Source organism: Nitrincola lacisaponensis (genome assembly GCF_000691225.1).
GTDB classification, from domain to species: Bacteria; Pseudomonadota; Gammaproteobacteria; order Pseudomonadales; family Balneatricaceae; genus Nitrincola; species Nitrincola lacisaponensis.
Genome location: NZ_JMSZ01000021.1, coordinates 57,027 through 81,482 on the forward strand (window position 1 = coordinate 57,027; position 24,456 = coordinate 81,482).

23 protein-coding genes are annotated in these 24,456 nt (G+C 51.5%); 14 read left to right on the forward strand and 9 right to left on the reverse strand.

Annotated elements, in window-relative coordinates:
• The first annotated feature begins 67 nt into the window (after window positions 1-67).
• The 6 genes from ADINL_RS07445 to ADINL_RS07470 all read left to right on the forward strand — a co-directional run bounded on the left by ADINL_RS07445 (window position 68) and on the right by ADINL_RS07470 (window position 6,069).
• Window positions 68-841: an ABC transporter ATP-binding protein gene (locus ADINL_RS07445; RefSeq protein ID WP_036545872.1), complete on the forward strand. Its 774-nt coding sequence runs from the start codon at window positions 68-70 to the stop codon at window positions 839-841.
• On the forward strand, window positions 841-1,563 hold the full coding sequence (locus ADINL_RS07450) for an ABC transporter ATP-binding protein (RefSeq protein ID WP_036545875.1): 723 nt from the start codon (window positions 841-843) through the stop codon (window positions 1,561-1,563). The genes ADINL_RS07445 and ADINL_RS07450 overlap by 1 nt, the downstream gene beginning before the upstream one ends.
• A gap of 105 nt (window positions 1,564-1,668) precedes the next feature.
• Window positions 1,669-2,880 carry an ABC transporter substrate-binding protein gene (locus tag ADINL_RS07455; RefSeq protein WP_036545878.1) on the forward strand — a complete coding sequence of 404 codons (1,212 nt, stop codon included), beginning with the start codon at window positions 1,669-1,671 and terminating at the stop codon, window positions 2,878-2,880.
• A gap of 85 nt (window positions 2,881-2,965) precedes the next feature.
• On the forward strand, window positions 2,966-3,853 hold the full coding sequence (locus tag ADINL_RS07460) for a branched-chain amino acid ABC transporter permease (protein ID WP_036545882.1): 888 nt from the start codon (window positions 2,966-2,968) through the stop codon (window positions 3,851-3,853).
• 2 nt (window positions 3,854-3,855) lie between these two features.
• Entirely contained in the window at window positions 3,856-4,848 is a 993-nt protein-coding gene (locus tag ADINL_RS07465; RefSeq protein WP_152547643.1) for a branched-chain amino acid ABC transporter permease, read from the forward strand.
• Between the two features lie 42 nt (window positions 4,849-4,890).
• Complete coding sequence (locus ADINL_RS07470) at window positions 4,891-6,069, forward strand: acetyl-CoA C-acyltransferase (protein WP_036545888.1); 1,179 nt, start codon at window positions 4,891-4,893, stop codon at window positions 6,067-6,069.
• 6 nt (window positions 6,070-6,075) lie between these two features.
• Here ADINL_RS07470 and ADINL_RS07475 read toward each other — a convergent pair whose 3' ends face one another.
• A complete protein-coding gene (locus ADINL_RS07475) occupies window positions 6,076-7,038 on the reverse strand; it encodes an AraC family transcriptional regulator (protein ID WP_338036393.1) in 963 nt (320 codons plus the stop codon).
• Between the two features lie 161 nt (window positions 7,039-7,199).
• On the opposite strand from ADINL_RS07475, the gene ADINL_RS07480 reads away from it, so the two are divergent.
• Genes ADINL_RS07480 through ADINL_RS07510 form a run of 7 tightly spaced genes read left to right on the forward strand, consistent with a single transcriptional unit; the run spans window position 7,200 to window position 15,461 of the window.
• Window positions 7,200-8,693, forward strand: a complete 1,494-nt coding sequence (locus ADINL_RS07480; RefSeq protein ID WP_036545890.1) for a CoA-acylating methylmalonate-semialdehyde dehydrogenase — start codon at window positions 7,200-7,202, stop codon at window positions 8,691-8,693.
• A gap of 44 nt (window positions 8,694-8,737) precedes the next feature.
• Window positions 8,738-9,892: an acyl-CoA dehydrogenase family protein gene (locus ADINL_RS07485; protein WP_036545893.1), complete on the forward strand. Its 1,155-nt coding sequence runs from the start codon at window positions 8,738-8,740 to the stop codon at window positions 9,890-9,892.
• 9 nt (window positions 9,893-9,901) lie between these two features.
• Window positions 9,902-10,678, forward strand: coding sequence for an enoyl-CoA hydratase (locus ADINL_RS07490; protein ID WP_036545895.1), 777 nt, complete (start codon window positions 9,902-9,904; stop codon window positions 10,676-10,678).
• Between the two features lie 25 nt (window positions 10,679-10,703).
• Window positions 10,704-11,810, forward strand: a complete 1,107-nt coding sequence (locus ADINL_RS07495) for an enoyl-CoA hydratase/isomerase family protein (protein WP_036545897.1) — start codon at window positions 10,704-10,706, stop codon at window positions 11,808-11,810.
• 44 nt (window positions 11,811-11,854) lie between these two features.
• Window positions 11,855-12,739 carry a 3-hydroxyisobutyrate dehydrogenase gene (mmsB, locus tag ADINL_RS07500; RefSeq protein ID WP_036545899.1) on the forward strand — a complete coding sequence of 295 codons (885 nt, stop codon included), beginning with the start codon at window positions 11,855-11,857 and terminating at the stop codon, window positions 12,737-12,739.
• Between the two features lie 23 nt (window positions 12,740-12,762).
• Entirely contained in the window at window positions 12,763-14,655 is a 1,893-nt protein-coding gene (locus ADINL_RS07505; protein ID WP_036545903.1) for an AMP-binding protein, read from the forward strand.
• A gap of 44 nt (window positions 14,656-14,699) precedes the next feature.
• A complete protein-coding gene (locus tag ADINL_RS07510) occupies window positions 14,700-15,461 on the forward strand; it encodes an SDR family oxidoreductase (protein ID WP_036545905.1) in 762 nt (253 codons plus the stop codon).
• Window positions 15,462-15,474: 13 nt separating this feature from the next.
• Here ADINL_RS07510 and ADINL_RS07515 read toward each other — a convergent pair whose 3' ends face one another.
• The 4 genes from ADINL_RS07515 to ADINL_RS07530 are packed head-to-tail and all read right to left on the reverse strand — an operon-like array spanning window position 15,475 to window position 20,686.
• Entirely contained in the window at window positions 15,475-17,304 is a 1,830-nt protein-coding gene (locus tag ADINL_RS07515; RefSeq protein ID WP_036545908.1) for a protein kinase domain-containing protein, read from the reverse strand.
• A gap of 11 nt (window positions 17,305-17,315) precedes the next feature.
• Complete coding sequence (locus ADINL_RS07520) at window positions 17,316-18,500, reverse strand: 2-oxo acid dehydrogenase subunit E2 (protein ID WP_036545911.1); 1,185 nt, start codon at window positions 18,498-18,500, stop codon at window positions 17,316-17,318.
• 25 nt (window positions 18,501-18,525) lie between these two features.
• On the reverse strand, window positions 18,526-19,503 hold the full coding sequence (locus tag ADINL_RS07525) for an alpha-ketoacid dehydrogenase subunit beta (protein ID WP_036545912.1): 978 nt from the start codon (window positions 19,501-19,503) through the stop codon (window positions 18,526-18,528).
• Window positions 19,496-20,686: a thiamine pyrophosphate-dependent dehydrogenase E1 component subunit alpha gene (locus tag ADINL_RS07530; RefSeq protein WP_036545915.1), complete on the reverse strand. Its 1,191-nt coding sequence runs from the start codon at window positions 20,684-20,686 to the stop codon at window positions 19,496-19,498. The genes ADINL_RS07525 and ADINL_RS07530 overlap by 8 nt, the downstream gene beginning before the upstream one ends.
• 211 nt (window positions 20,687-20,897) lie before the next feature.
• On the opposite strand from ADINL_RS07530, the gene ADINL_RS07535 reads away from it, so the two are divergent.
• Window positions 20,898-21,707 carry an alpha/beta fold hydrolase gene (locus tag ADINL_RS07535; protein ID WP_204368212.1) on the forward strand — a complete coding sequence of 270 codons (810 nt, stop codon included), beginning with the start codon at window positions 20,898-20,900 and terminating at the stop codon, window positions 21,705-21,707.
• 4 nt (window positions 21,708-21,711) lie between these two features.
• Here the strand turns inward: ADINL_RS07535 and ADINL_RS07540 are convergent, their stop codons facing one another.
• From ADINL_RS07540 to ADINL_RS07555, 4 genes are all read right to left on the reverse strand, one after another.
• Entirely contained in the window at window positions 21,712-22,335 is a 624-nt protein-coding gene (locus ADINL_RS07540; protein WP_036545918.1) for a DUF938 domain-containing protein, read from the reverse strand.
• 91 nt (window positions 22,336-22,426) lie between these two features.
• Complete coding sequence (locus tag ADINL_RS07545; protein WP_084154429.1) at window positions 22,427-23,320, reverse strand: ZIP family metal transporter; 894 nt, start codon at window positions 23,318-23,320, stop codon at window positions 22,427-22,429.
• Window positions 23,321-23,427: 107 nt separating this feature from the next.
• A complete protein-coding gene (locus ADINL_RS07550; protein WP_036545921.1) occupies window positions 23,428-23,880 on the reverse strand; it encodes a phosphatase domain-containing protein in 453 nt (150 codons plus the stop codon).
• The gene (locus ADINL_RS07555; protein ID WP_036545924.1) at window positions 23,873-24,445 is read right to left on the reverse strand and encodes a histidine phosphatase family protein; all 573 of its coding nucleotides are present in this window, start codon (window positions 24,443-24,445) and stop codon (window positions 23,873-23,875) included. The genes ADINL_RS07550 and ADINL_RS07555 overlap by 8 nt, the downstream gene beginning before the upstream one ends.
• Between the last annotated feature and the right edge of the window lie 11 nt (window positions 24,446-24,456).

A 24,456-nucleotide genomic window follows, 5' to 3' on the forward strand; every position in this document is an offset into this window, starting at 1 on the left:
GCTCAGGAAAATAGGATGTAGGTGAGTCGCTACTCTACAACAATAAATAAAGAGGCTGCGCAATTTTATGAGTTCAGAATTTGTTCTGGAAACCCGGAACCTTGTCAAAGAGTTCAAAGGGTTTACTGCGGTAGATAATGTTGATCTTAAAGTCAGGCGAGGTCATATACACGCATTAATTGGTCCGAATGGCGCGGGGAAAACAACAGTTTTTAATTTGTTGACCAAGTTCCTGATTCCCACCCGTGGGCAGATTTTATTCAATGATCAGGATATTACCTCTCTTAAATCTGCGGCAATCGCCAGAATGGGGATTATCCGTTCTTTTCAGATATCGGCTGTTTTTCCTCATATGACTGCCCTAGAGAATGTCCGGGTCGCCTTGCAGCGGTTTGAAGGGAGCAGTTTTCACTTTTGGAAGAGTGAAAAAAGCCTGAACAAGTTGAATGACAAGGCGTATGCGTTGCTTGAGTCCGTCGGGTTGCAGGAATTTGCCAACACGGTGACTGTCGAGCTTTCCTATGGCCGTAAAAGAGCACTGGAGCTGGCGACTACTCTTGCAATGGAGCCTGAACTGGTGCTGCTGGATGAGCCAACACAGGGGATGGGTCATGAGGATGTTGATCGGGTCGTAGAGCTGATCCGCAAAGCGGCAGAGGGGCGCACCATCCTGATGGTAGAGCATAACCTGAGTGTGGTGAGCAAATTGTGTGATCGCATAACGGTGCTGACTCGTGGCGCTGTGTTGACCGAGGGCAACTATCAGGAGGTTTCACAGAACCCGGTCGTTAAAGAGGCCTATATGGGGAGTGAAGCCACGACGTTAGAAGGAGCCCACTGATGACTGATGCAATCAAACCGAATTATGAGCAGTTGAAGCTCACCGATTTGCATGCCTTTTACGGCGAGTCTCATATTCTGCATGGTATTGATTTACTGGTCAGAAGAGGCGAGCTGGTAACGCTTCTTGGCAGAAACGGGGCCGGAAGGAGTACGACGCTCAAGGCCATCATGAATATGGTTGGCCGTCGGACTGGGTCCATTATGATCAATGGTCGTGAAACGATTGGTATTCCTGCACATCATATCGCACGCCTGGGGGTCGGTTACTGCCCCGAAGAGCGTGGCATTTTTGCCAGCCTGAACGTTGAGGAAAATCTTCTGTTGCCACCTACCGTCCGCAGTGACGGCATGGCATTGGATGAAATCTATGAAATGTTTCCCAACCTGTATGAGCGACGTTTCAGTCAGGGTACGCGTTTATCCGGTGGTGAACAGCAAATGCTGGCCATGGCCAGAATCCTGCGTACTGGAGCCAATCTGTTGTTGCTGGATGAAATTACGGAAGGGTTAGCACCGGTCATAGTGCAAAAGCTGGCTGAAGTGCTGATCAAGCTAAAGGAGAAGGGTTTGACCATTATTCTGGTTGAGCAGAATTTTCGCTTCGCAGCGCCTCTGGCTGACCGCCATTACTTAATGGAGCACGGTCAGATTGTTGAAGAGATTGATGCCTCTGAGCTCAGCGCGAAACAAGAGTTACTCAATACTTACCTCGGAGTATAGGTAAATGTTTGCTGCTGTCCGAAAGGCGTAGCAAATGACCTGTGTGACACACGTGTTCTGTTATGTAAAACAAAAATAAAAGCCGATAGGCAATGGAGACACACTATGAATCTAATGAAAAAAATACTCACTGCTGCTGTTGCATCCGCAATGATTGCAGGTACGGCTCAGGCGGCTATATCTAACAATGAAGTACGTATCGGCTACCTGGCAGATATGTCCGGTACCTACCGGGATCTGGCCGGGCCGAACGGCCTGACTGCATTGCAGATGGCGATTGAGGATTTTGGTGGCCAGGTGCATGGGGCGCCGATTCGTGTACTGAGTGCGGATGACCGCAACAGTGCGGACGTTGCTTCCAGTACCGTACGTCAGTGGGTAGAGCGGGATAATGTCGACATGGTTGCCGGTATGGTTGCTTCGTCCGTGACATTGGCTGCGGTCAGAATTCTGGAACAGAACGACAAGCTCGGTATAGTGTCTGGCTCTGCTGCATCCAGTATTACCAATGAACACTGTTCACCTAATCATATTCACTATGTCTACGATACCTATCCGCTGGCGCATGGTACGGCACAGGCTGTTGTGCAGGAAGGGGGTGACAGCTGGTTTATTCTGACAGCGGACTATGCGTTCGGCCATGCACTTGAGGCAGATGTTGAGAAGGTTGTACTCGAGAACGGTGGTCGTGTGATTCAGAAGGTGCGTCATCCTTTCCCGACCAGTGATTTCTCTTCTTTTATTCTTCAGGCGCAGAGTTCAGGTGCCAGTGTTGTTGCGTTGGCTAATGCCGGTTCAGATACAACCAATGCGATTACGACTGCAGGTGAATTTGGTCTGACTCAAAGCGGCCAGACACTTGCTGCCTTGTTGCTGTTCCTGACAGATGTGCATGCATTGGGAGTTGAGGCTGCACAGGGTATACAGCTGACAACAGGCTGGTATTGGGACATGAATGATGAAACGCGTGCCTGGTCTGATCGATTTATGGAAAAAACAGGTGTGCGGCCAACCATGGTTCATGCGGGTATTTATTCCAGCACCCTGCATTATTTGAGTGCCATTGAAGCGACCGGCACGGATGATACACAAACGGTCCGTCGCCATATGATGGATACGCCAATCAATGATATGTTCGCCCAAAACGGCATCATTCGTGAGGATGGTCGCATGATCCATGATATGTATCTGGCACAGGTGAAAACACCGGCTGAATCTCAGAATGAATGGGATCTATACAATATCGTCCGGACCATTCCCGCAGAGGAGGCATATCGTCCGCTTTCTGAAAGTCAGTGCCGATTGGTAAATAACTGAAAAAAGTCATCACGCTCCCTTTAGGGGGAGCGTGTGTGATGTCTTGATTCAGTTGATTAAATTTTCTTTAGGCGGGAATTTTTGTATGAGTATGATATTCGGAGTGCCGGTAGCTGTACTCTCAGGTCAGTTACTGCTGGGTCTTATTAATGGTGCATTTTATGCGTTATTAAGTCTTGGGCTGGCAGTGATCTTTGGTTTGCTTAAAATCATTAACTTCTCCCATGGCGCATTTTATATGCTGGGAGCGCTGCTGACAGTGGTGTTATTTAACACTCTGGGCGTGAATTACTGGATGGCATTGTTTTTAGCGCCATTGATTGTCGGGATTGTGGGTGTTCTGGTTGAATACTTCCTGCTCAGAAAAATTGCCAATGAAGATCATATTTACAGCCTGTTGCTAACCTTTGGGTTGGCGCTGGTGATTCAGGGTGTTCTGACAAACATCTATGGTGTTTCTGGAATGCGTTATGCCATACCTGAGGTTTTCAGAGGGGGCGTTAACCTGGGCTTCATGTTTTTGCCTTACTACAGAGCCTGGGTCATTGTTGCCGCGCTGGTTGTCTGCTTCGGGACCTGGTTTATGATTGAAAAAACCAAACTCGGTTCCTATCTGAGGGCCGGCACTGAAAACTCCAAACTGATGCAGGCTTTTGGAATTAACGTCCCGTTGCTGGTCAGTTTAACCTATGGTTTTGGGGTGATGCTGGCTGCATTTGCTGGTGTTCTGGCAGCTCCTATTTACTCCGTTACTCCGGTGATGGGGGCAAATATATTAATCATCGTTTTTGCGGTTGTGGTGATTGGTGGTATGGGGTCAATCATTGGTGCAATTGTGACAGGTCTGGCGATGGGGGTTATTGAAGGCTTAACCAAGGTTTTTTACCCGGAAGCTGCAAGTACGGTAATTTTCCTGGTCATGGTATTGGTTTTGTTGGTTAAACCCGCAGGACTGTTTGGTAAGGAGGCATGATGATGACGCCTATTTCTGAAAACACTGCAACAAAGCGCTATGTTGAAAACGCCCTCCGATCCGAGCGTCGTCATTTCAAAATTTATGCTGTCTTATTGCTGCTGGCACTGGTTGCGCCCTTTGTCGTCTATCCTGTGTTTTTGATGAAAATTCTGTGCTTTGCATTATTTGCGGTCGCCTTTAACCTGCTGCTGGGCTATGTGGGGCTGCTGTCGTTCGGGCATGCTGCCTTTCTGGCAACGGGTGGTTACACCACAGGCTACTTGCTCAGCACTTACTCGGGCTTCAGTACCGAGTTGGCAATATTGCTCGCCACTGCGGCGTCAACGCTTCTGGGTTTGCTATTCGGTGTGTTGGCCATTCGTCGGCAGGGCATTTACTTTGCCATGATTACACTGGCATTGGCTCAGTTAGTGTTCTTTTTCTACCTTCAGTCACCTTTCACGGGCGGTGAGGACGGGATGCATGGTATTCCCAGAGGGGCATTGCTGGGCTTCATCGATCTGCAGAACAATCTGATGATGTACTACTTTGTTCTGGCTGTTTTCGTGTTTGGATTTGGACTGGTGCGTCGAATCGTGCACTCGCCTTATGGTCAGATACTGAAGGCGATCAAGGAAAATGAGCCAAGAGCAACCTCTCTGGGGTACAACGTCGACCAATACAAACTGGTTGCTTTCGTGGTGTCCGCCGGGTTGGCTGGACTGGCCGGTTCGGTTAAAACCATCGTCTTTCAATTGGCTTCTCTGAATGATGCGCATTGGCACATGTCCGGAGAAGTGGTGTTGATGACCTTGCTTGGTGGGGTGGGTACGCTGCTGGGGCCTGTAATTGGTGCCGCATTCGTGGTGAGCCTTGAGCATCAGCTGGCACAGAGTGCATTGGGGAACTGGGTGAACGTCATCCTGGGTATTATCTTTATTGTATGTGTGTTGACCTTCAGGGCCGGTATTGTCGGAGAGTTTCAAAAGTTCTTTAAAAAGAACTTCCGCTAGTCACTGGAGCGGCATTTAGTAGATCAAGTCAATGAGGTCAAAATGAGTGATTCAATTGTAATAGTGTCAGCAGCGCGCACGCCAATGGGTGGTTTACAGGGTGACTTGAGTCGTGTCAGAGCGCCTGATCTGGGGGCGGTGGCTATTCAAGAGGCCCTGCAGCGATCCGGCTTGACTGCTGAACAGGTCGATGAAGTGGTGATGGGCTGTGTGTTGCCAGCCGGATTAGGTCAGGCGCCTGCGCGTCAGGCCGCTCTTAAGGCCGGATTGCCTCTGTCTGTGGGCTGTACCACCGTCAATAAAATGTGCGGGTCGGGAATGAAAGCGGTGATGCTCGCCCATGATCAGATACTGGCTGGCAGCTGTGATGTGATGATTGCCGGCGGAATGGAAAATATGAGCCAGTCTCCCTACTTGTTGCCCAGAGTTCGGGAAGGTTTGCGCATGGGGCATGCTCAGGTGATGGATCACATGTTCCTGGATGGCCTTGAAGATGCCTATGAAGGTGGTCTGATGGGCTCTTTTGCGCAGCGTACTGCTGACCAGTTTGGTGTGACACGGGAAGCGATGGATGATTTTGCCATAGCATCGCTGGAAAAATCACTGACAGCTATTCATTCAGGTACCTTCAAGGATGAGATTGCATCTGTGACAGTCACAGGGCGGGCAGGTGACCAGTTGGTTGATACTGATGAGCAGCCGGGCAAGGCGCGTATCGACAAAATTCGCAGTTTGCATCCTGCTTTTGCTAAAGAAGGCAGTGTGACGGCGGCTAATTCGAGCTCCATATCGGACGGTGCATCAGCGCTGGTGTTGATGCGGGAGGCGGACGCGCTGGCGAAAGGGCTGACTCCGCTTGCCAGAATTGTTGCACATGCAACACACGCTCAGCTGCCAGCTGAATTTACGTTGGCGCCGATCGGTTCGATTGAGAAGGTTCTGGCCAGGGCTGGATGGGAGAAGGGCAGCGTTGATCTGTATGAGATTAATGAGGCCTTTGCTGTGGTCACCATGCTGGCTATTGAGCAGTTGGGTCTGAACCCCGACAAGGTGAACGTGAAGGGTGGTGCCTGTGCTTTGGGGCACCCGATAGGTTCCAGTGGTTCCCGTATTCTGGTAACGCTGCTGTATGCGTTAAAACAACAAGGCTTGAAACGCGGTGTAGCCTCCTTGTGCATTGGTGGTGGCGAGGCCACTGCTGTTGCGCTTGAGCTTTGTTGACGGGTTTTACTCCTTGTAGGTCGCCCGGCCCAGTCTGATATTGCGGTACTGGCTGGGCGATATACCCATCACTTTGCTGAAGCTTCTGGAAAAGTAGTAGGCATCCTCGTAGCCCAGTGTCCAGGCAATTTCACTGATGCGCTGATCAGTGATATCGAGCAAGTGGCAGGCTTTTTCAATTTTCATCCGGATAAAGTCATTAATAGGCGTGCTGCCGGTCAGTTGTTTGTAGCGTTTGATGAAATGGTATTTGGACAGGTTGGCTCTGGCTGCAAGGGTATCGATATCGAGCGATTCATGTAGCCGGGTCAGCATGAAGGTGTGTATCGCATCCAGATTAAAGCTTTGATCAAATTGATGCTGTTGCTGGGTTTTCAGGAGCGCAATATGTGTCAGGATCTGGCGCAGGAGACTGCTGGCGTGCAGGTACGCGGTAAACTGTTGCGTTGTTTTTCTCAAGTCCAGTAGCGATTCAAAGTCGTTCGCCAGTCTAGGATGCAGTCCGATAGGGCTGACAGGGCTTTGCAGGTTATGGTTGAGTGAGATTAAAAACTCGTTCAGCAAGATACCATCACAGTGTACCCAGTAAATACTCCAGGGATCATTCGTTGAAGCTTCATAGCTATGAATGACGTCCTTGGGGATCACGACGAGGTCTCCGGCAGTAATTTTGTATGTAAGTTTACCTATGCGTAAACTTCCTTGGCCTTTAACGCAATATATTAATAGTAAGTCGTCATGCCTGGATCTGGACATGCTGTGATCTCTGGCTTCCTGGTAAAAACCCAGGGCAAGAGGGTAGAGATCCTGGCTTATTCTATGAGACTTTAGTTGGCTAACTATCTGTCTTGGAAGCACAAAACGCATACTGCCTTTTGGAATTGGCCAGCTGGAAGGTTGGCTCATAATGATGGCTCTCTTTAGCTCAGGAAGTTTTTGGATTCTGAAAACTGTCACAATATAGTCCATCACCTTAGCAACTTATGCAATCATTTTGGCGCTTTCGGCATGTTAAAACATATATCTATTGCAAACCGTCTGATATGGATTTAACGTTAACGTAAAGGTAATTCAGTCTATGTCAGTCTTGGTCTTTTGAGACAATAACAACAACATCAGAGAGAACGGCTATGACAAAAAAAGTACCCCTGCTTATTAATGGTGAAATGGTCCAGAGTAAAACTCAGCACTGGATACCGGTCACCAATCCAGCAACACAGGAGGTGATTGCTGAGGTGCCGTGTGCGACACCTGATGAAGTAAACCATGCTGTTGCAATGGCCAAGGCTGCATTCCAGACCTGGAAAGAAGTGCCTGTGTCTGACAGGGCGCGTGTGATGTTGCGTTACCAGGCTTTGCTGAAAGAGCATCATGATGAGATTGCCACACTACTCAGTCAGGAAACGGGCAAGACGTTCGAGGATGCCAAAGGGGATGTCTGGCGTGGTATCGAGGTGGTCGAGCATGCATGTCATATTGCTTCGCTGTCGATGGGTGAAACGGTTGAAAACGTTGCGCGTAAAGTCGACTGTTACAGCTACACCCAGCCTCTGGGTGTGTGTGTAGGCATTACCCCGTTCAACTTTCCTGCAATGATTCCGTTATGGATGTTCCCAATGGCCATTGCCTGTGGTAACACCTTTGTCTTAAAACCATCTGAGCAAGATCCTCTGACGCCGATGCGCCTGGCGGAACTCTTCCAGCAGGCGGGTGCACCGGCGGGTTTGCTGCAAATCGTTCATGGTACCAAGGATGTGGTTGATCAGTTGTTGGTGCATCCCGATACCCCTGCTATCTCGTTTGTCGGTTCGGTTGCTGTAGGTGAACACATCTATAAGACTGGCACAGATCACATGAAACGTGTGCAGGCCTTTGCTGGTGCCAAGAACCACATGGTGATTATGCCTGATGCACAAAAATCACATGTCATTAATAACCTGGTCGGTTCATCCGTTGGTGCTGCGGGTCAGCGCTGTATGGCGATTTCAGTGGCGGTGTTTGTCGGAGCTTCACGTGAGTGGATTCCAGAGTTAACTGACGCTCTGGCCAAGGTGCGCCCCGGGGTATGGAATGATCCGCAAGCAGGCTATGGGCCTTTGATTAATCCTCAAGCTAAACAACGTGTACTCCGGTTTATTCAGGAAGGCAAGGACGCTGGTGCTGAGTGTCTGCTGGACGGTAGTGATTGCAAGGTGGACGGCTATCCTGAGGGGAACTGGATCGGGCCGACTTTCTTTAAAGGTGTCACAACCGAGATGTCTATCTATACAGAAGAGATCTTTGGTCCGGTATTGATTGCGATTGAGGTCGATACGCTGGAGCAGGCGATTGAACTGATTAATGCCAACCCTTATGGCAACGGCACGTCGATCTTCACTGCTTCCGGTGCCGCCGCACGCAAATATCAGCATGAAATTCAGGTAGGACAGGTCGGTATTAATGTTCCTGTTCCGGTGCCTTTGCCGTTCTTCTCGTTCACTGGATGGCGTAAATCTTTCTATGGCGATCAGCATGCTTATGGCAAGCAGGCCGTGCGTTTCTATACCGAAACCAAAACCGTGACGGCACGCTGGTTTGAAGATGATCTGGCGTCTGGGCCAAACATGACGATCCAGTTGAAATAAGTCATTTGAGCCGCCGTTAATCTTGGCTGCTTCTGGAGGCAGGAATGGATTTTGAACTGAATGAAGATCAGATTGCGTTTGCCGATATGGCGACAGCATTTGCGCGTAATGAGCTGGAGCCCTTTGCGGCTGAGTGGGATCAGACATCCTTTTTTCCTCTGGATGTGATTCGCAAGGCAGGCGAGATGGGCTTTGCTTCCATCTACTCGCCAGAGGCTGTAGGGGGGCTGGGACTGAGTCGTCTGGATGCCAGCATCATTTTCGAGCGTCTGGCCATGGGGTGTACCGCCACCACGGCCTATCTCACCATCCATAATATGGTGACCTGGATGGTGACCAGCTTTGCCCGGCCTGAAGTGATCGAAGCCTATGCGGCGGATCTGGTGTCTGCTGCCAGGCTGGGTTCTTACTGTTTAACCGAGCCGAATGCAGGCTCGGATGCAGCATCGCTTAAAACCACGGCGCAACGTGATGGGGACCACTATCTGCTGAATGGCAGCAAGGTGTTTATTTCCGGTGCGGGAAGTACCGATGTGCTGGTGGTGATGGCCAGAACGGGTGGTTCGGGTGCCCGTGGTATATCCGCATTTGTAGTGGATGCCCGTAGTGAAGGCATTACCTATGGTCGCTGTGAAGACAAAATGGGGTGGAACTGTCAGCCTACCCGCATGATTACCTTTGATAACGTCAAAGTCCCTGCCAATCACCTGCTCAGCGAGGAGGGCGATGGCTTTGTGCTGGCGATGAAAGGGCTGGATGGTGGGCGTATCAATATTGCTTCCTGTTCAGTGGGCACGGCGCAACAAGCGTTGAATCTGGCGCGTAACTATTTGCTGGAGCGCAAGCAGTTTGGTAAGCCGATAGGTGAGTTTCAGGGGCTGCAGTTCCGCTTGGCAGACATGGCTACTGAACTGGTTGCTGCCAGACAGATGGTTCGGCTTGCTGCGTGCAAACTGGATTCACAACATCCTGATGCCACCACCTATTGCGCCATGGCGAAGCGCTTCGCAACCGATGCAGGGTTCCGTGTCTGTGATGAAGCCCTGCAGCTTTTCGGGGGGTATGGATACATCAAGGAATATCCGCTGGAGCGCTTTGTACGTGATACCCGTGTACATCGAATTCTGGAAGGTACCAATGAGGTGATGCGGGTGATTATCGGCCGCCGCCTGCTCGCCGATAGTGACAGTGAATTTTAGGAGTTCATCATGACTGATAGTTTGTTGCTCGAAAAGCGTGGTCATATTGCCATTCTGACCATGAACAACCTTCCGGCCAACACCTGGACGGCAGAGAGTTTGCAGGCACTGATCGATATCGTTGAGGCGCTGAATGCCGACCCGAATATCTGGAGTCTGGTGTTGACCAGTGCCAGTGACAAGTTTTTTTCAGCAGGTGCTGATCTGAAGCTGTTTGCGGATGGCAACCGTGAGATGGCTCATTCGATGGCCGTGTTGTTTGGGCGTGCCTTTGAAATTCTGAGTCAGTTCAGAGGGGTGTCCATAGCGGCGATCAATGGCTGGGCCATGGGCGGTGGACTTGAGGTCGCCCTGGCTTGTGATCTTCGTGTTGCAGAAGAACAGGCAAAAATGGCGCTTCCTGAAGCCAAAGTCGGGTTGCTGCCCTGTGCTGGCGGAACCCAGAACCTGACCCTGTTGGTGGGGGAGGGCTGGGCCAAGCGCATGATTTTGTGTGGTGAACAGGTCGATGCTCAAAAAGCGGAAAAAATTGGCCTGATCGAAGAGGTGGTCCCTCGGGGAGAGGCGTTCAATCGGGCGCTGGCCCTGGCCGAGCAAGCCTGTCAGCAAAGTCCTTCGTCTCTGAAAGCCTGTAAAAAACTGATTCAAAACAATCGTCATATGCCTTTCGCTCAGGGATATATTCTGGAACGTGAGTGGTTTGTCGATCTGTTTAACACAGATGATCAGCGTGAAGGTGTCAACGCCTTCCTTGAAAAGCGTAAGCCCGAGTGGAAAAACCGCTAAGCGATGAATTCAAAAGGAGTCACACATGAGTAGTGTGTTGTTTTTTGAACATGCCGCTTCGGGGCATGCGCGTATTGCCGAGATTCGCCTGAATGCGGAAAAAAGCCTGAATGCACTGACGTTGGACATGATCGATTTGATCCTGCCTCAACTCCAGCGCTGGAAAGATGACCCTGATATCTGTGCGGTGTTTTTAGACAGTGAAGGTAGCAAAGCCTTTTGCGCAGGTGGCGATGTGGTCAAACTCTATCGTGCCATCACTGATGAGACAGACAGCCGTTTTCCGGTGGACTTTTTTACACGTGAATACCGTCTGGACTATCTGCTGCATACCTACCCTAAACCGGTGATCTGCTGGGGAAGCGGGATAGTTATGGGCGGCGGCATGGGGCTTTTGAGTGGATGCAGCCACCGCATAGTGACCGAAACTTCACATTTGGCTATGCCGGAAGTCACTATCGGCCTATACCCGGATGTGGGTGGCAGCTGGTTTCTGAACAGAATGCCAGGTGCCAACGGATTGTTTTTGGGCCTGACAGGGAATCCGGTCAATGCGGCAGATGCCCTGTTTCTCGGCCTGGCAGATCGGGCGATTCGGCAGGAATATCGGGAAACACTGCTCGATCAGTTATTGATGGCTCCCTGGCACAGTGCCTCGCCGGAACAGCTGGTTGGCGAAATACTGCGCAAGCTGGAACGGCAATCTGCAGATACCTTTGATCAGATGTCGGCCCCTATCAAAGCGCATCAGGCGATGATTCGTCAATTAATGGATCACCATAGCCTGTCAGAAATCCTGCAGGCTTTCGACCAACTTGATACACAAGACCCCTGGCTGCAGAGAGCACGTAAGGCGGTGCTTAAGGGCAGTCCGCTGTCGATTCATATCATTGCCAGACAGCTGCAGCGTTGTCGGCATTTGTCACTGAAACAGGTTTTCCAGAAAGAGCTGGATCTGTCAGTACAGTGTTGCCGACATGGCGAGTTTGCTGAGGGTGTTCGCGCTTTATTGATTGATAAAGACCAGCAACCCAAGTGGCGCTTCAGCAAGCTGGAGGAGGTGGAGTCTGCCTATGTAGATCAACTCTTCGAGTCGCCCTGGGCTGATGATCATCCCCTCAAAGATTTATAAGACCTATCTATAACCTGACAAGAACAACAAGAGGTTTCAAGCATATGGCTAGTATTGGATTTATCGGTTTAGGAAATATGGGTGGCCCGATGGCCGCGAATCTGGTCAAGGCAGGCCATCAGGTACAGGCATTTGATCTGTCTGCTGATGCACTGAGTATCGCTGAGCAGGCTGGGTGTCAGGTAACGAGATCAGCTCAGGATGCGGTAACCGATGCGGCGATTGTCATCACCATGTTACCGGCAGGAAAGCATGTTAAGCACCTGCTGATTGAGAGTGAACAGGCACTGTTTGACGCCCTCTCTCCCGGGGCTCTGGTGATCGACTGCTCTACGATTGATGCACAGACTGCGCGTGAGATTGCGGCAGTGGCTCAGCAACGCCAGATCGATTTTGTCGATGCGCCTGTGTCCGGGGGTGTCGGTGGTGCACAAGCCGGAACTTTAACATTTATTGTTGGGGGTTCTCAGGCGCAATATGCGACGGCACTGCCAATACTTCAGGGGATGGGCAAGAATATTTTTCATGCGGGTGACCACGGTGCAGGCCAGGTCGCGAAAGCCTGTAATAACATGATGCTGGCCATTCTCATGGCTGGTACTTGTGAGGCCTTGAGCATGGGCATCAAAAACGGTCTTGATCCTGCAGTGCTCTCCGAGATCATGAAACAAAGTTCAGGGAATAACTGGGCTTTGCAGGTGTATAACCCGGTTCCGGGAGTGATGGAGAATGTGCCGGCTTCGCGTGACTATCAGGGTGGTTTTCAGGTTGATCTGATGTTCAAGGACCTGGGACTTGCCATGGATTTAAGTCAGCAAAGCGCGGCAGCAACCCCGATGGGCTCAGCAGCACGCGCGTTATTCAATCTGCATAAAAGCCAGGGCAATGGCGGTCTGGATTTTTCAAGTCTGATACGTTTATACCAATAAAATAACAATAACGAGGCAGGGATATGTCTTATCAACACCGCTATGAGGCGAGCCTTGGCGACCCCTCCGCCTATTGGGCTGAGCAAGCAGAGGCGATTGACTGGTTCAGACCACCGACGCAGATGGCAGGCCAGACTGATTATGGCACCTTTCATTGGTATGCTGATGGTGAACTCAATATCAGCTATCTCGCTTTGGATAAGCAGGTGGCTGAAGGTCGAGGTGATCAGGTAGCGCTCTATTATGATTCACCTGTCACCCGGACCCAGCAGGCGATAACCTTTGCCAGCCTGCTTGATCAGGTTGCCCTGTTTGCAGGGGCCTTGCGCAGAAAGGGCGTGGCACAAGGTGATCGTGTGGTGATTTACATGCCGATGATACCTGAGGCCGCTGTAGCGATGCTGGCCTGCGCCCGCATCGGTGCTGTTCACTCTGTGGTGTTTGGTGGTTTTGCCGCTAATGAACTGGCCATCCGCATCGATGATGCAGAACCCAAAGTCATACTGACAGCTTCCTGCGGTATCGAATTTGACAAGACCCTTGCTTATAAACCGCTGGTCGACAAAGCACTGGCACTGGCCGCTCATCAGCCTGAATTCACTGTTGTGTATCAGCGACCACAGCTGCAGGCCGAACTTCAGGCCGGTCGTGATATTGACTGGCAGGTGTTTCAGCAAGGAGCAAAACCAGCGGCTGCGGTGGTAGTGAAAGGCAGTGATCCGCTCTATATTCTGTATACCTCCGGCACAACGGGTCAGCCCAAGGGAATTGTACGTGATACTGGAGGCTATGCTGTTGCGTTAAAGTTTGCCCTGCAGCATGTCTATGGCATGAATCCTGGCGATGTCTGGTGGGGTGCATCGGATATTGGTTGGGTCGTGGGGCATTCGTTTATTGTCTATGGTCCACTCATGGGAGGGTGCAGCTCTATTTTCTATGAGGGGAAACCGGTGCGAACGCCCGATGCAGGTGCTTTTTGGCGTGTCATCAGTGAATACCGGGTCAATTCAATGTTTTGTGCGCCCACAGCCTACCGTGCTATTCGGAAAGAAGATCCGCAAGGAGAGCTGGCCAGGGCGTATGATCTGAGCAGTTTGCGCTGGATTTTTGTCGCGGGTGAAAAACTTGATAGCAGCACCTGCCAATGGCTCAGTGACTTGCTGCAGGTTCCCGTGTTGGACCACTGGTGGCAGACAGAGTCGGGCTGGCCGATGACGGCTCCGATGATGGGGTGGCCGGAGCCATCAGAGGCCCGGTCGGGATCAACCAATAAACCGATACCTGGCTATGATATTCGTATTCTGGATGATGAAGGTCATGAGCTTCCAGACGGACAAACGGGAAATATTTGTATCAAGCTGCCTTTGCCTCCCGGCTTTGCATGGGGTATCTGGAATAATAATGAACGTTTCCGGCAGTCCTACCTGACGACCTTCCCGGGGTTTTATCATACCGGCGATGGTGGCTATAAGGATGCGGATGGATACATCTATATTACCGGTCGCACCGATGATGTCATCAATGTGGCGGGTCATCGGTTGTCAACGGGCGAGATGGAAGAGGTGGTTTCATCTCATCCGATGGTTGCCGAATGTGCTGTGATAGGTGTTGAGGATGCGATCAAAGGGCAGATCCCTCTGGCATTAGTGGTACTCAAGGTCGATGTGGACATTGCTGCCAGTGAGTTGGAAACGCAGCTGGTTCAACGTGTCAGGGAGCAAGTCGGTGCTGTGGCATGTTTTCGTCATGCGGTTCTGGTTGCACGCTTGCCGAAGACGCGTTCAGGAAAAATATTACGTGCAGTGTTAAGAAAAATGGCGACCAGTCAGGCTTATGCCATGCCATCTACGATTGATGATGCAACGATATTGCCTGAAATAGAAGATGCGTTAAAACAGGCCGGTTTTATAGACTAATGTACATGCTATACGTCAGTTGATGCGTACTGAGGAAATTTGTGATGCAAATCAAAGATAAAGTGTTTGTGATTACTGGCGGTGCCCGAGGACTGGGTGCCGGGATGGCATCTCACCTGGTCGGGTTGGGAGGTCAGGTAGCGTTAATTGATCTGGAGGCAGAGCAGGTTAGTCAGACGGCTGAACAGCTCGTCTCAGCGGGGGGGCGCTGTCGGGGGTATGCTTGTGATATCACGGATGAATCACAGGTTGAAGCAACCTTTGCACAAATCCGTGCTGATTTTGGCGGTATTCATGGTTTGGTGAATAACGCCGGGTTGATGCGCGATGGCATGCTGATCAAGGTTAAGGATGGCAAGTTGGTCGACAAGATGTCTTATGAACAGTGGAACAGTGTCATCAATGTGAATCTGACCGGCAGCTTTCTGTGTGGCAGAGAGGCTGCCGGGATCATGGCAGAGCAGGGCGAGGGCGGTGTAATTGTCAATGTCTCTTCTGTGTCGCGGGCGGGTAATGCCGGTCAAACCAACTACTCTGCGACCAAATCGGGAGTTGCAACCCTGGTGGTGAGCTGGGCCAAAGAGCTGGCACGTTATGGCATTCGTGTCGGCGGTATTGCTCCGGGGGTGATTGCCACTGATATGACGGCACAAATGAAGCCAGAAGCCATTGAGCGAATGCTGTCGGCCGTGCCTTTGCGTCGCCTGGGTGAAGTCGCAGAGATGGCGCATACCCTGCAATACATTATCGAAAATGACTTCTTTACCGGTCGTATTATCGAGATGGATGGTGGTCTGCGTATCTGAACCGATACATCACTCAAGCAGTGACGGTTTTGGGGTTTTTAGGATAATAGCGTTCAGGCAAGGATGCCTGTCGGGAAAACTGCCGGGTATTCTTGTAAGGCATTTTCATAAACCCGGAAACGCCCAGACCGGTGATATCCGGCAGATGCGTGACAATACGTTGCAGTGCACCTGAAAACTCTTCTTCACGACTGGGGTCCAGCAGCACATAGTAATTGTGAATTTTAAGATGTGTCGGCAGCGACTCAAAAATAATCAAACCGGTATGACGTATGTCATTCAGCCGCCGGATTTCCTGCATGATAGTCGCCGGTAGTTGTAATTGCTCATCAGGATCATCGCCATCTTCAAAGTAAGAGTGATTGCGACTGTTGTCTTCTGTCAGCGGAGCCTGAGTCACCTCAAACGGGATCTCCATACCCTGCGGCGGGATAAATGGCTGATCCATGTCCTGGCGTTGCAAGTGCAGGGTGTTTTTGGCATCGAAAAAACAGCATTTGAATACCCCCTTGCGGTGTATTGCCCGAGAGAGGGTGACCAGCGTGTTCGCTGCGGCAATAAAAGGCTGTTTTAACTCGGGATTGTGCAGGTTAAGGCTGGAATCGATGTAGACTTCATCATCTTGCCAGCGCACAGCCATGCCGCCCAGTACCGGGTATTTACCCAGACGGCTGACCGAGCACAGAAATGCACGTTCGGTTTTCCCCATACCGTGCATGAAGTTTTTATAGTATTTCTCCAGCTCCACATCCTTGACCTCAAACAGTGACTCAGGGTCGAGATGTGCTTCACGTAAAAAGCTTTTACGCGACGTATAGACAACACTTTCCATGTCATCATTGGCACTGTGTGTCCAGATCGGAATCAGTGGTTTTTCAGCAGGCTCATCCAGATCGGTGATCACCCATTTTTTCATATAGGCCATTTGTGACATTAAATAATCACCGGCCGCTCTTTTTTCATCATCTGCTCCTGCCAGCAGGGTTTGCAAGGTGAGTGCGAAGGCCTTTGGCAGGCCCAGTGCAGTGGCAGGAATCGCCTCATAGCCGTAACGGCAGCTCTGACCTGAGGCGAGCGCATAGAGTGTTCCAGCCAGACCCTGTTCATCAAAGCGCGGTGAGCTGAGTGCACCATTCAGCTGCTCTTCACCAATAAAGTAGACATCGCCCAGCTTGGCATTGGTCTGATGTGCCTGTTCATGGAAGAACAGTGTTCCCTGCTGTGCAACGGTCTGACCTTCTGCATCCAGTTGTGCAAACACACTGGAGCCCCAGTCGATTAGCTTGACTGCTTCTGTTTGCGGATCAAATACAATATTGGAGGGCTTGATGTCACCATGCACAATAGGTGCCGGTTCACCTTTGCTGTGGAACTGGCGCAGCACGCCGAGTACTTCAACCAGTTGAGCGGCTATCTTGATCACCAGGCGTGGTGGTAATCGCCCGACTTTCAGTGAGTAGGCTTCCAGATCCATACCTGCAGCGCGTTCCATCATCAGGACAGACTGTTTGGAAATGCGCGTGTATTCACTGACAGCCGGGATATGAGGATGCAGCACCTGGCTTTGCATCCAGGCCTCCTCTTCCAGTCTGTCCTGTACGGCTTGTGGCAGGTTGATGCGGGAAAATTTGAACACATAATCGGTCAGATCCTGTGTTCGTCCCGCAAATACAAAGCCATACGCGCCTTTGCCGATAAACTCGATATCACTGAAGCCGAGCAGGTTGAGTTGATCCATGCACAGTTGTACCCAGTCTTTAATCTTTTGAGCGTCCTCATGGCTCATCAGGTAAAGTGACTGTTCTTCATTGATATAAAACTGTTGCAGCAAAGGTCGCGTCATGCAGATCAGTCCTAGCGCAGATGGGCAAGCATGCTGACTGGGTCCTCAAGATAGGACTTCCAGTGATTGCAGAAGCGCGCCATGGTGGCACCATCCAGCACGCGATGATCACCCGACCAGCTCACCTGAATGATCTTTCTGGCCTCTACTTCACCCTGTTCATTGAAGCGGGGCAGGGTTTGTATTTTACCCAGTGCAGCAATGGCGACTTCGGGGGCGTTGATAATCGGTGTCGCGACAGTACCGCCCAAAACGCCAATATTAGACAGGGTGATGGTGCCTCCTTTCATCTGCGGGTTAGTCAGTTTGCCTTGCCGGGCTGCATCAACCAGTTCAGCCAATTGCCGGGCTATTTCATACAGGGATAGATCCTGAACCCTTTTGATATTGGGAACGAGCAGTCCCGCAGGGGTATCCGCGGCAAAGCCGATATTATGATCAGACTGGTAGATGATCTCGGTGCAATCTTCATTTACCTGGCTGTTCAGTAACGGATAGTGTGTCAAGGTCAGTGACAGGCTTTTGATGAAGAAGGGCATCAGGCTCAGGCGTATCCCTTGGGCTTCCAGACCAGGCTTGAGTGCAGCACGCACTTTTTCCAGTTCGGTGACATCAATTTCCTCAACGTAGGTGAAGTGTGGAATGCTGCTGGCTGAGGCCTGCATCTGTTTCGCCATTAGTGCCTTGATGCCACGAATGGGTTCTCTGGTCTGCTGAGCCGTAACCTGAGGTTTCAGATGTGCTTGCACATCTTCTTTATAGATCCGACCATTTTTACCACTGCCTTTGACATCGGTCAGGTTGATTTGCATTTCCCGGGCCAGACGTCTGACAGCCGGACTGGCGACCGGTTTACTGCACAGCGCTGCCGTCTGTGGTTCAGGTGGGGGCTGAACTGCATCAGTGGGTGTTTCCTGTGGCATCTCTACAGGTGTCGGAGACTCGCCTGATGGGTCGCTTTCAACCTCAATTTCAAACAGCGGTTGATGTACTTTGGCGATGTCGCCTTGCTGATAATGCAGTTTGCTGATCACGCCGGTGTACATGGAGGTGATCTCGACCAGCGCCTTGTCTGTCATCACATCAGCAACCGGCTGATCCTCGGTAATGGCGTCTCCTTCCTGAACCCGCCATTCAACCAGTTCACACTCAACAATGCCTTCACCTATGTCGGGCAAAATAAAATCAATTTTCATCGCTCACTCCATACTGAGTCAGATATCAGTAATTCATACTGGCCAAAATAGCTTCATAGGTTTTCAGGTGGTCAGGCATATACTCTTTTTCCAGCGCGAGCGGAAAGGGGGTGTCCAGGCCTGTCACTCTCAAAATGGGTGATTCCAGATGCAGGAAGCAGGCTTCCTGAATACTGGCAGCTATTTCAGCGCCAAAGCCGGAGGTTTTCGGCGCCTCATGGTTGATGATTAACCGTCCGGTTTTGCGAACGGAGTGAGCCAGGGTGTCTCTGTCCCAGGGCAGCAGGCTGCGCAAGTCGATTAACTCACAGGAAATGCCATCTTTTTCGGCCAGTTGTGCGGCCTGTTCGATGGCTTCCATTTGCGCCCCCCAGGCAACCAGCGTGATATCGGAGCCTTCACGCACCACCTCAGCCTGGCCCAGGGGGAGTTGATAGTCCTCGTCAGGCACTTCGCCCACTGCAGCACGATAGAGCTTTTTCGGCTCAAAAAAGATCACCGGATTAGGGTCGCGGATACTGGCCAGCAGCAGTCCTTTGGCTTGTTCCGGATTGCGTGGTACGACGATTTTCAGTCCCGGTGTGTGGGTGAAGTAGGCTTCGGGTGATTGAGAATGATAGTGTGCGCCGTTGATGCCACCACCATAGGGTGTACGAATGGTTAAACCACCCACATCAAACTGATTGCCGGAACGATAGCGAAATTTGGCGGATTCATTCACGATCTGGTCAAAGGCCGGAAAAATGTAATCAGCAAATTGAATTTCGGCAATGGCGGTCATGCCCTGAGCGGCGATGCCGTTGGCAAAACCGAGAATGCCCTGTTCAGTCAGGGGGGTATTAAAGCAACGGGCTTTGCCGAACTTTTCCTGCAGATGACTGGTAGCCCTGAATACCCCGCCAAAATGGCCCACGTCCTCACCAAAACACAGGGCCGATGGATCTGTCGACATGGCAATGTCCAGTGCATTATTGATAGCCTGGAGCAGATTCATTTTACTCATGATCGACTCTCCCTGCCGTTTTGCTGTAAGCCTGAGGATATTTGCGGATATGCTCAATGAGCGCCTGTTGTTGCTCCTGTAAATGCCAGGGCAACTGATCATAGACATCCGTAAACAGATCTCTGAGCGGTGGTGCCGGGACTTTTTCAGCTTTTTTCATCGCAGTCATGATCTGGTCGCGGTGCTGTTGTTTGCGCTGCTCATCGTCGGCCTCTGTCCACCAGTCTTGATGAATCAGCCATTTCTTGAAGCGCATGACCGGGCACTTGGCGCGCCAGGTGTCTTCTTCAGACTTGTTGCGATAGCCGCTGGGATCATCTGAACTGGAATGTGCGCCTAAACGATAGGTCATCGCCTCAATCAGTACCGGCTGGTGCTGTTCCACGGCCAGTTTGCGTGCTTCCTGGGTGGCTTTCAGTACGGCCAGAACATCATTGCCGTCGACCCGCAGGGTTTTCAGACCATAGCCGATACCACGCGGGGCAATTCCGTCACCGGCATACTGTTCGTGTGCTGGCGTGGAAATGGCATAGCCATTATTGCGACAGAAAAAAATTACCGGTACCTTGAAAACACCCGCCATGTTCAAGGCTGCATGAAAGTCACCTTCTGAGGCGGCACCTTCACCGAAGTAACAGATGACACAGTTGGGTTTCTGCTGTGCTTTTAGCGCAAAAGCATATCCGGTGGCTTGCGGCAGTTGAGTACCCAGAGGAGACGACACGGTCATGTAATGCAGTTGCCGTGAGCCGTAATGAATCGGCATCTGACGGCCTTTGCCCAGATCCTGCTCGTTAGAGAAAATCTGGTTCATGAACTGATCAGGTGTAAAGCCGCGGAAGGCGAGGGCGCCTTGCTCGCGATACTGCGCCATGATCATATCATCATCCTGCAGGGCTGCGGTGCTGCCGATATCCGCCGCTTCTTCACCGGTTTCAGTCATATAAAAACTGATACGACCCTGACGTTGTGAGGCGAGCATGCGCTCGTCAAGTGCGCGGATAAACAGGAAGGTGTCGTAGATCTTTAATGCCAGGGTTTTATCCAGAACAGGCAGGACGGCATCGCTGTAGGGGGTACCATCTTCTTGCAGTATTCGCAGGGTAGGAATTTGCAAGGCAGAGGCGTCAACAAATACCGAATCATGCACGATATGTGCATCGGTCAGACGTTTGTCACTCATATTGAACCTTTTTGTTTTTATTGTTCGTTAATTGATTGTGTCAATTACTCACTCGGGCCACCAGGATCACTCATGGCCTGTCTTGAAATGTAGCTATCTCTGTTGATCTTGTAAAGCGTTGAGTTATAGTCACTAGTCCGCCAGCCAGAGACAAACTGCCGCTGCAAGATCGGGGCAGGGTTAAACAAACCAGGACTGTATGAGGATTATTTTGGATACTTCTTTGGACCATTCGGATGGCAATGCAACCCAGGTGAAAGAGCATTTTGTTGAGGTGCCAGGAGGTCAGGTGTATGTGTGTAGCTGGACACCTGCCGTCATTGAGTCGAAGGTTCCGATTATTCTGTTGCATGATTCACTGGGCAGTGTGGCGCAGTGGCGCAGCTTTCCGCTGCACTTGTCAGAGCGCATGAAGCGTCGCGTCTATGCCTATGATCGCTTGGGATTTGGTCGGTCATCTGCACGTCAATGCTTGCCGTCCTACGACTTTATTGTTGAAGAAGCCGAAGTGGTTTTTCCGGCGCTGTGCCAGGCGTTGAATCTTCGCCAGTATTGCCTGGTCGGACATAGCGTCGGAGGGGCCATGGCATTGACCATTGCATCCTTCCATCACTCTGAATGTCAGGCAGTCGTGACGTTGGCGGCTCCGGTAGAGATTCATGAGCGGTTACTGGATGGCGTGCAGGCCGCCAAGCAGTACTTTGCGCATACGGAGTCCTTTAACAAGCTCAGAAAATGGCATGGCGACAAAACCCGCTGGGTGCTGGATGCCTGGACTGAAACCTGGCTGGCCGATGATTTCCGCTCCTGGTCCATTGATCCCTACCTGCCCGGGATAGTCTGTCCGGTGTTGGCGTTGCAGGGTGATGCTGATGAATACGGTTCTGCCGAGCTGCCAGCCCGAATCGCATCGGGCATCAAGGGAGCCGGTCAGCATGCGACCCTGGCTGATTGTGGTCATATTCCGCATGCCGAGCAAACGGATGCTGTGCTGACGCTGATTGAGTCGTTTTTAACCTGAAGGATCAGGCCTTCAGACCTTTTCGAAACAGGACAGACAGATTATTGGCAGGCATGGCATGTATGGCTTCACAATAAAGCCCTGCTGATTCAGCTAATGCACTGACCTGCTCCAGGTCACGAATACCCCAGGCCGGATTGCGTTCACGCAGGGATGCATCAAAGGCGAGGTTGCTTTCGACAGGCACCACGTCCTGCTGCCAGAAGGGACCATAGAGGTAGAGAATGCCGCCGTCTTCCAGCGTATGTCGGGCCAGTTGCATGAGTCCTTCAGCGGCATGCCAGGGCGCAATGTGAATCATGTTGATCGCCAACAGGGTGTTATAGGCGATTGCAGGTGAGTCCGGTGTTGTCGTGGTGTCCAGATATCGGGCAGGCTGCAGTGCCGGATGAGGGTCTGCGTGTCGCCAGGCGTCAATACTGCCCAGCGCAGCCGGGTCTATGTCTGTGGGTTGCCAGTACTCGATGTTTGGCAGTTGATGCGCCAGATAGATGGCATGTTCACCTGTTCCGGCTGCTATCTCCAATACCCGGGCGGGCTGAGGCAGGTATTGCTGCAACACCTGTCGTATCGGTTCACGGTTGCGTTGGGTGGCCGGAGCCTTGAGACGAAGCCGGGGCTGGGTCATATCGATTCGCTTATTCAGGTGAGGATGGTAAAAAATTAAGGCCCAAATGATGGGCCTTAATGTAGCTTAAAGCAGTACAGAGGTCATCCTGTCAAAGTGCGGTGTCAAGCAGCAGCATCAACACAAATCCCAGAATCAGACCATTGGTGGCAAAGAACTCATGGCCTTTGCGGTGTGATTCAGGAATGATCTCATGACTGATGACAAACAGCATGGCTCCTGCTGCACCGGCCAGTCCCCAGGGTAACAGGTGTGTACTGAATTCCAGCAGCGTGGCACCGATGATCGCCATGGCGGGCTCAGCCAGGCCGGTTAATACGCCGATGCTGATTGCAAATACCCGGGTATAACCTGCTGCAATCAGTGCCATGGCAACGACAAACCCTTCGGGCATGTCCTGAATTGCAATGCCTGCAGCCAGGCCATGACCCTCACCGGCGGCATAGGCCGCGCCGATAGCCAGACCTTCCGGAAAGTTATGCAGTGCTATGGCCAATACAAACAGCCAGCTTTGGCGTAACCGGGTACTGGAAACACTGTCGTTCCCTTTGATAAAGTGCTCATGTGGTACCAGCTTTTCAATCAGCAACATCATAGCGGCACCCAGCAATACGGCCAGCGCGACCTGGCTGGAGGACAGAAAGGAGCTGCTGGTTTGGCCCTGCATCATCTCCATGGAAGGAAGAATCAGTGAAAAAATACTGGCTGCCAGCATCACGCCTGCACCGAAGCCCATCAGGCTATCGAGCATACGATCAGAGATGCGATTGGCAAAGACAGCCATAGAGGCCCCGATGGCTGTAGAGGCCGCTGCCACCATACCCGCGTAAAAGGCATAGCGAACCAGCTCGCGGGTCTGCAACAGCACGATCAGCTGGTAGGTCAGCAATGTCAGGCCGGCGATCAGGATCAGGGCCCCCAGTATTTTGTTCAGTGGGAACCGGGAACCGCCTGATCGCGTCGGTGTCAGGATGCGGGTATTCATTGGTGGACTCCCATGTTTATCTAATAATAATCATTATCATCTAAGATGGGCGATCTCACCAGTAGAATTGTGCTATACCCTGATTAAATTTTGGCTATCACCAGGTTTCAGAAATCTCCTGGGGCACATTGCAGGCAGGTCAGTCCAAGCGCGCGCCACTGATGCACCACACTGTCACGATCATCCAGTACCAGCCAGGGGTTGAAGCCTGAGTCACGTATCTGCTGCAGCAATCTGGATTTAACCACTTCGTCTTTCAACTGGTCGTCACCTTGCTCGCGCAGGAACACCGCATCAAACGGAATCTCAAAACGGGTTAACCAGTCCAGTGTATGTTGACGGTGGCTGTCCGGGCGTCCACTGCAGATCACGATCTGCTGGCCCTGTTGCTTTAGCAGTTTGACCAGACGGCAGATGGACTCAATGGGCTGAGCACTGGCCATATGAGCAAAAAAGGGATCCCAGTGTTTCTCTTCGCCCAGTACCCAATGGTGAACGGCTTGTGGATCAAACTCAGCCAGAGTGCCATCCACATCCACAATAACGCTGTCTTTAAGCAAAATAATACTCCTTGGTTTGTTGGGTAAAGGGTTTGAAGGTCCATTCCGGTCGGGTGGCATCTGGCGGCAACAGCAGCACGGGTTGGGCATTACCAATACGTTCTCCTTCAGGTGTGCCAGTCACTTGTGCACGAATGACGCGATACACCCCTGAGTGTGCAACGATCAATGGCCAGTCATACTGGTTCAGCTGCTGATTGATCGCCTGGATGACCCGTTGGGTAAAGTCATCCCAGCTTTCGCCTGCCGGTGGCGTGTCGGTATAGGGTGGCAGGGCAGCCCAGGGAGCACCTTCCAGTTGGCCCCAATCACGTTCACGCAGACCCTCGACAGGCGTGAGAGGTTGCCCGGCGGTTGCACGTTGTGCAGTTTCCCATGCACGCAGTAACGGGCTTGCAGCGATACAGCTCCAGCGTATGTCTGCCAGTAGTGTGGCAGCCATATCGGCTTCCTGCTGTCCTTGAGCATTCAGCGGTGTATCTGTACTGCCGCCAATGCGCTGTTGCTGATTCATGGCGGTTTCACCATGACGAAGAAAAACAAAAGGTTTGTGGATCAATTTCATACCAGTATCCA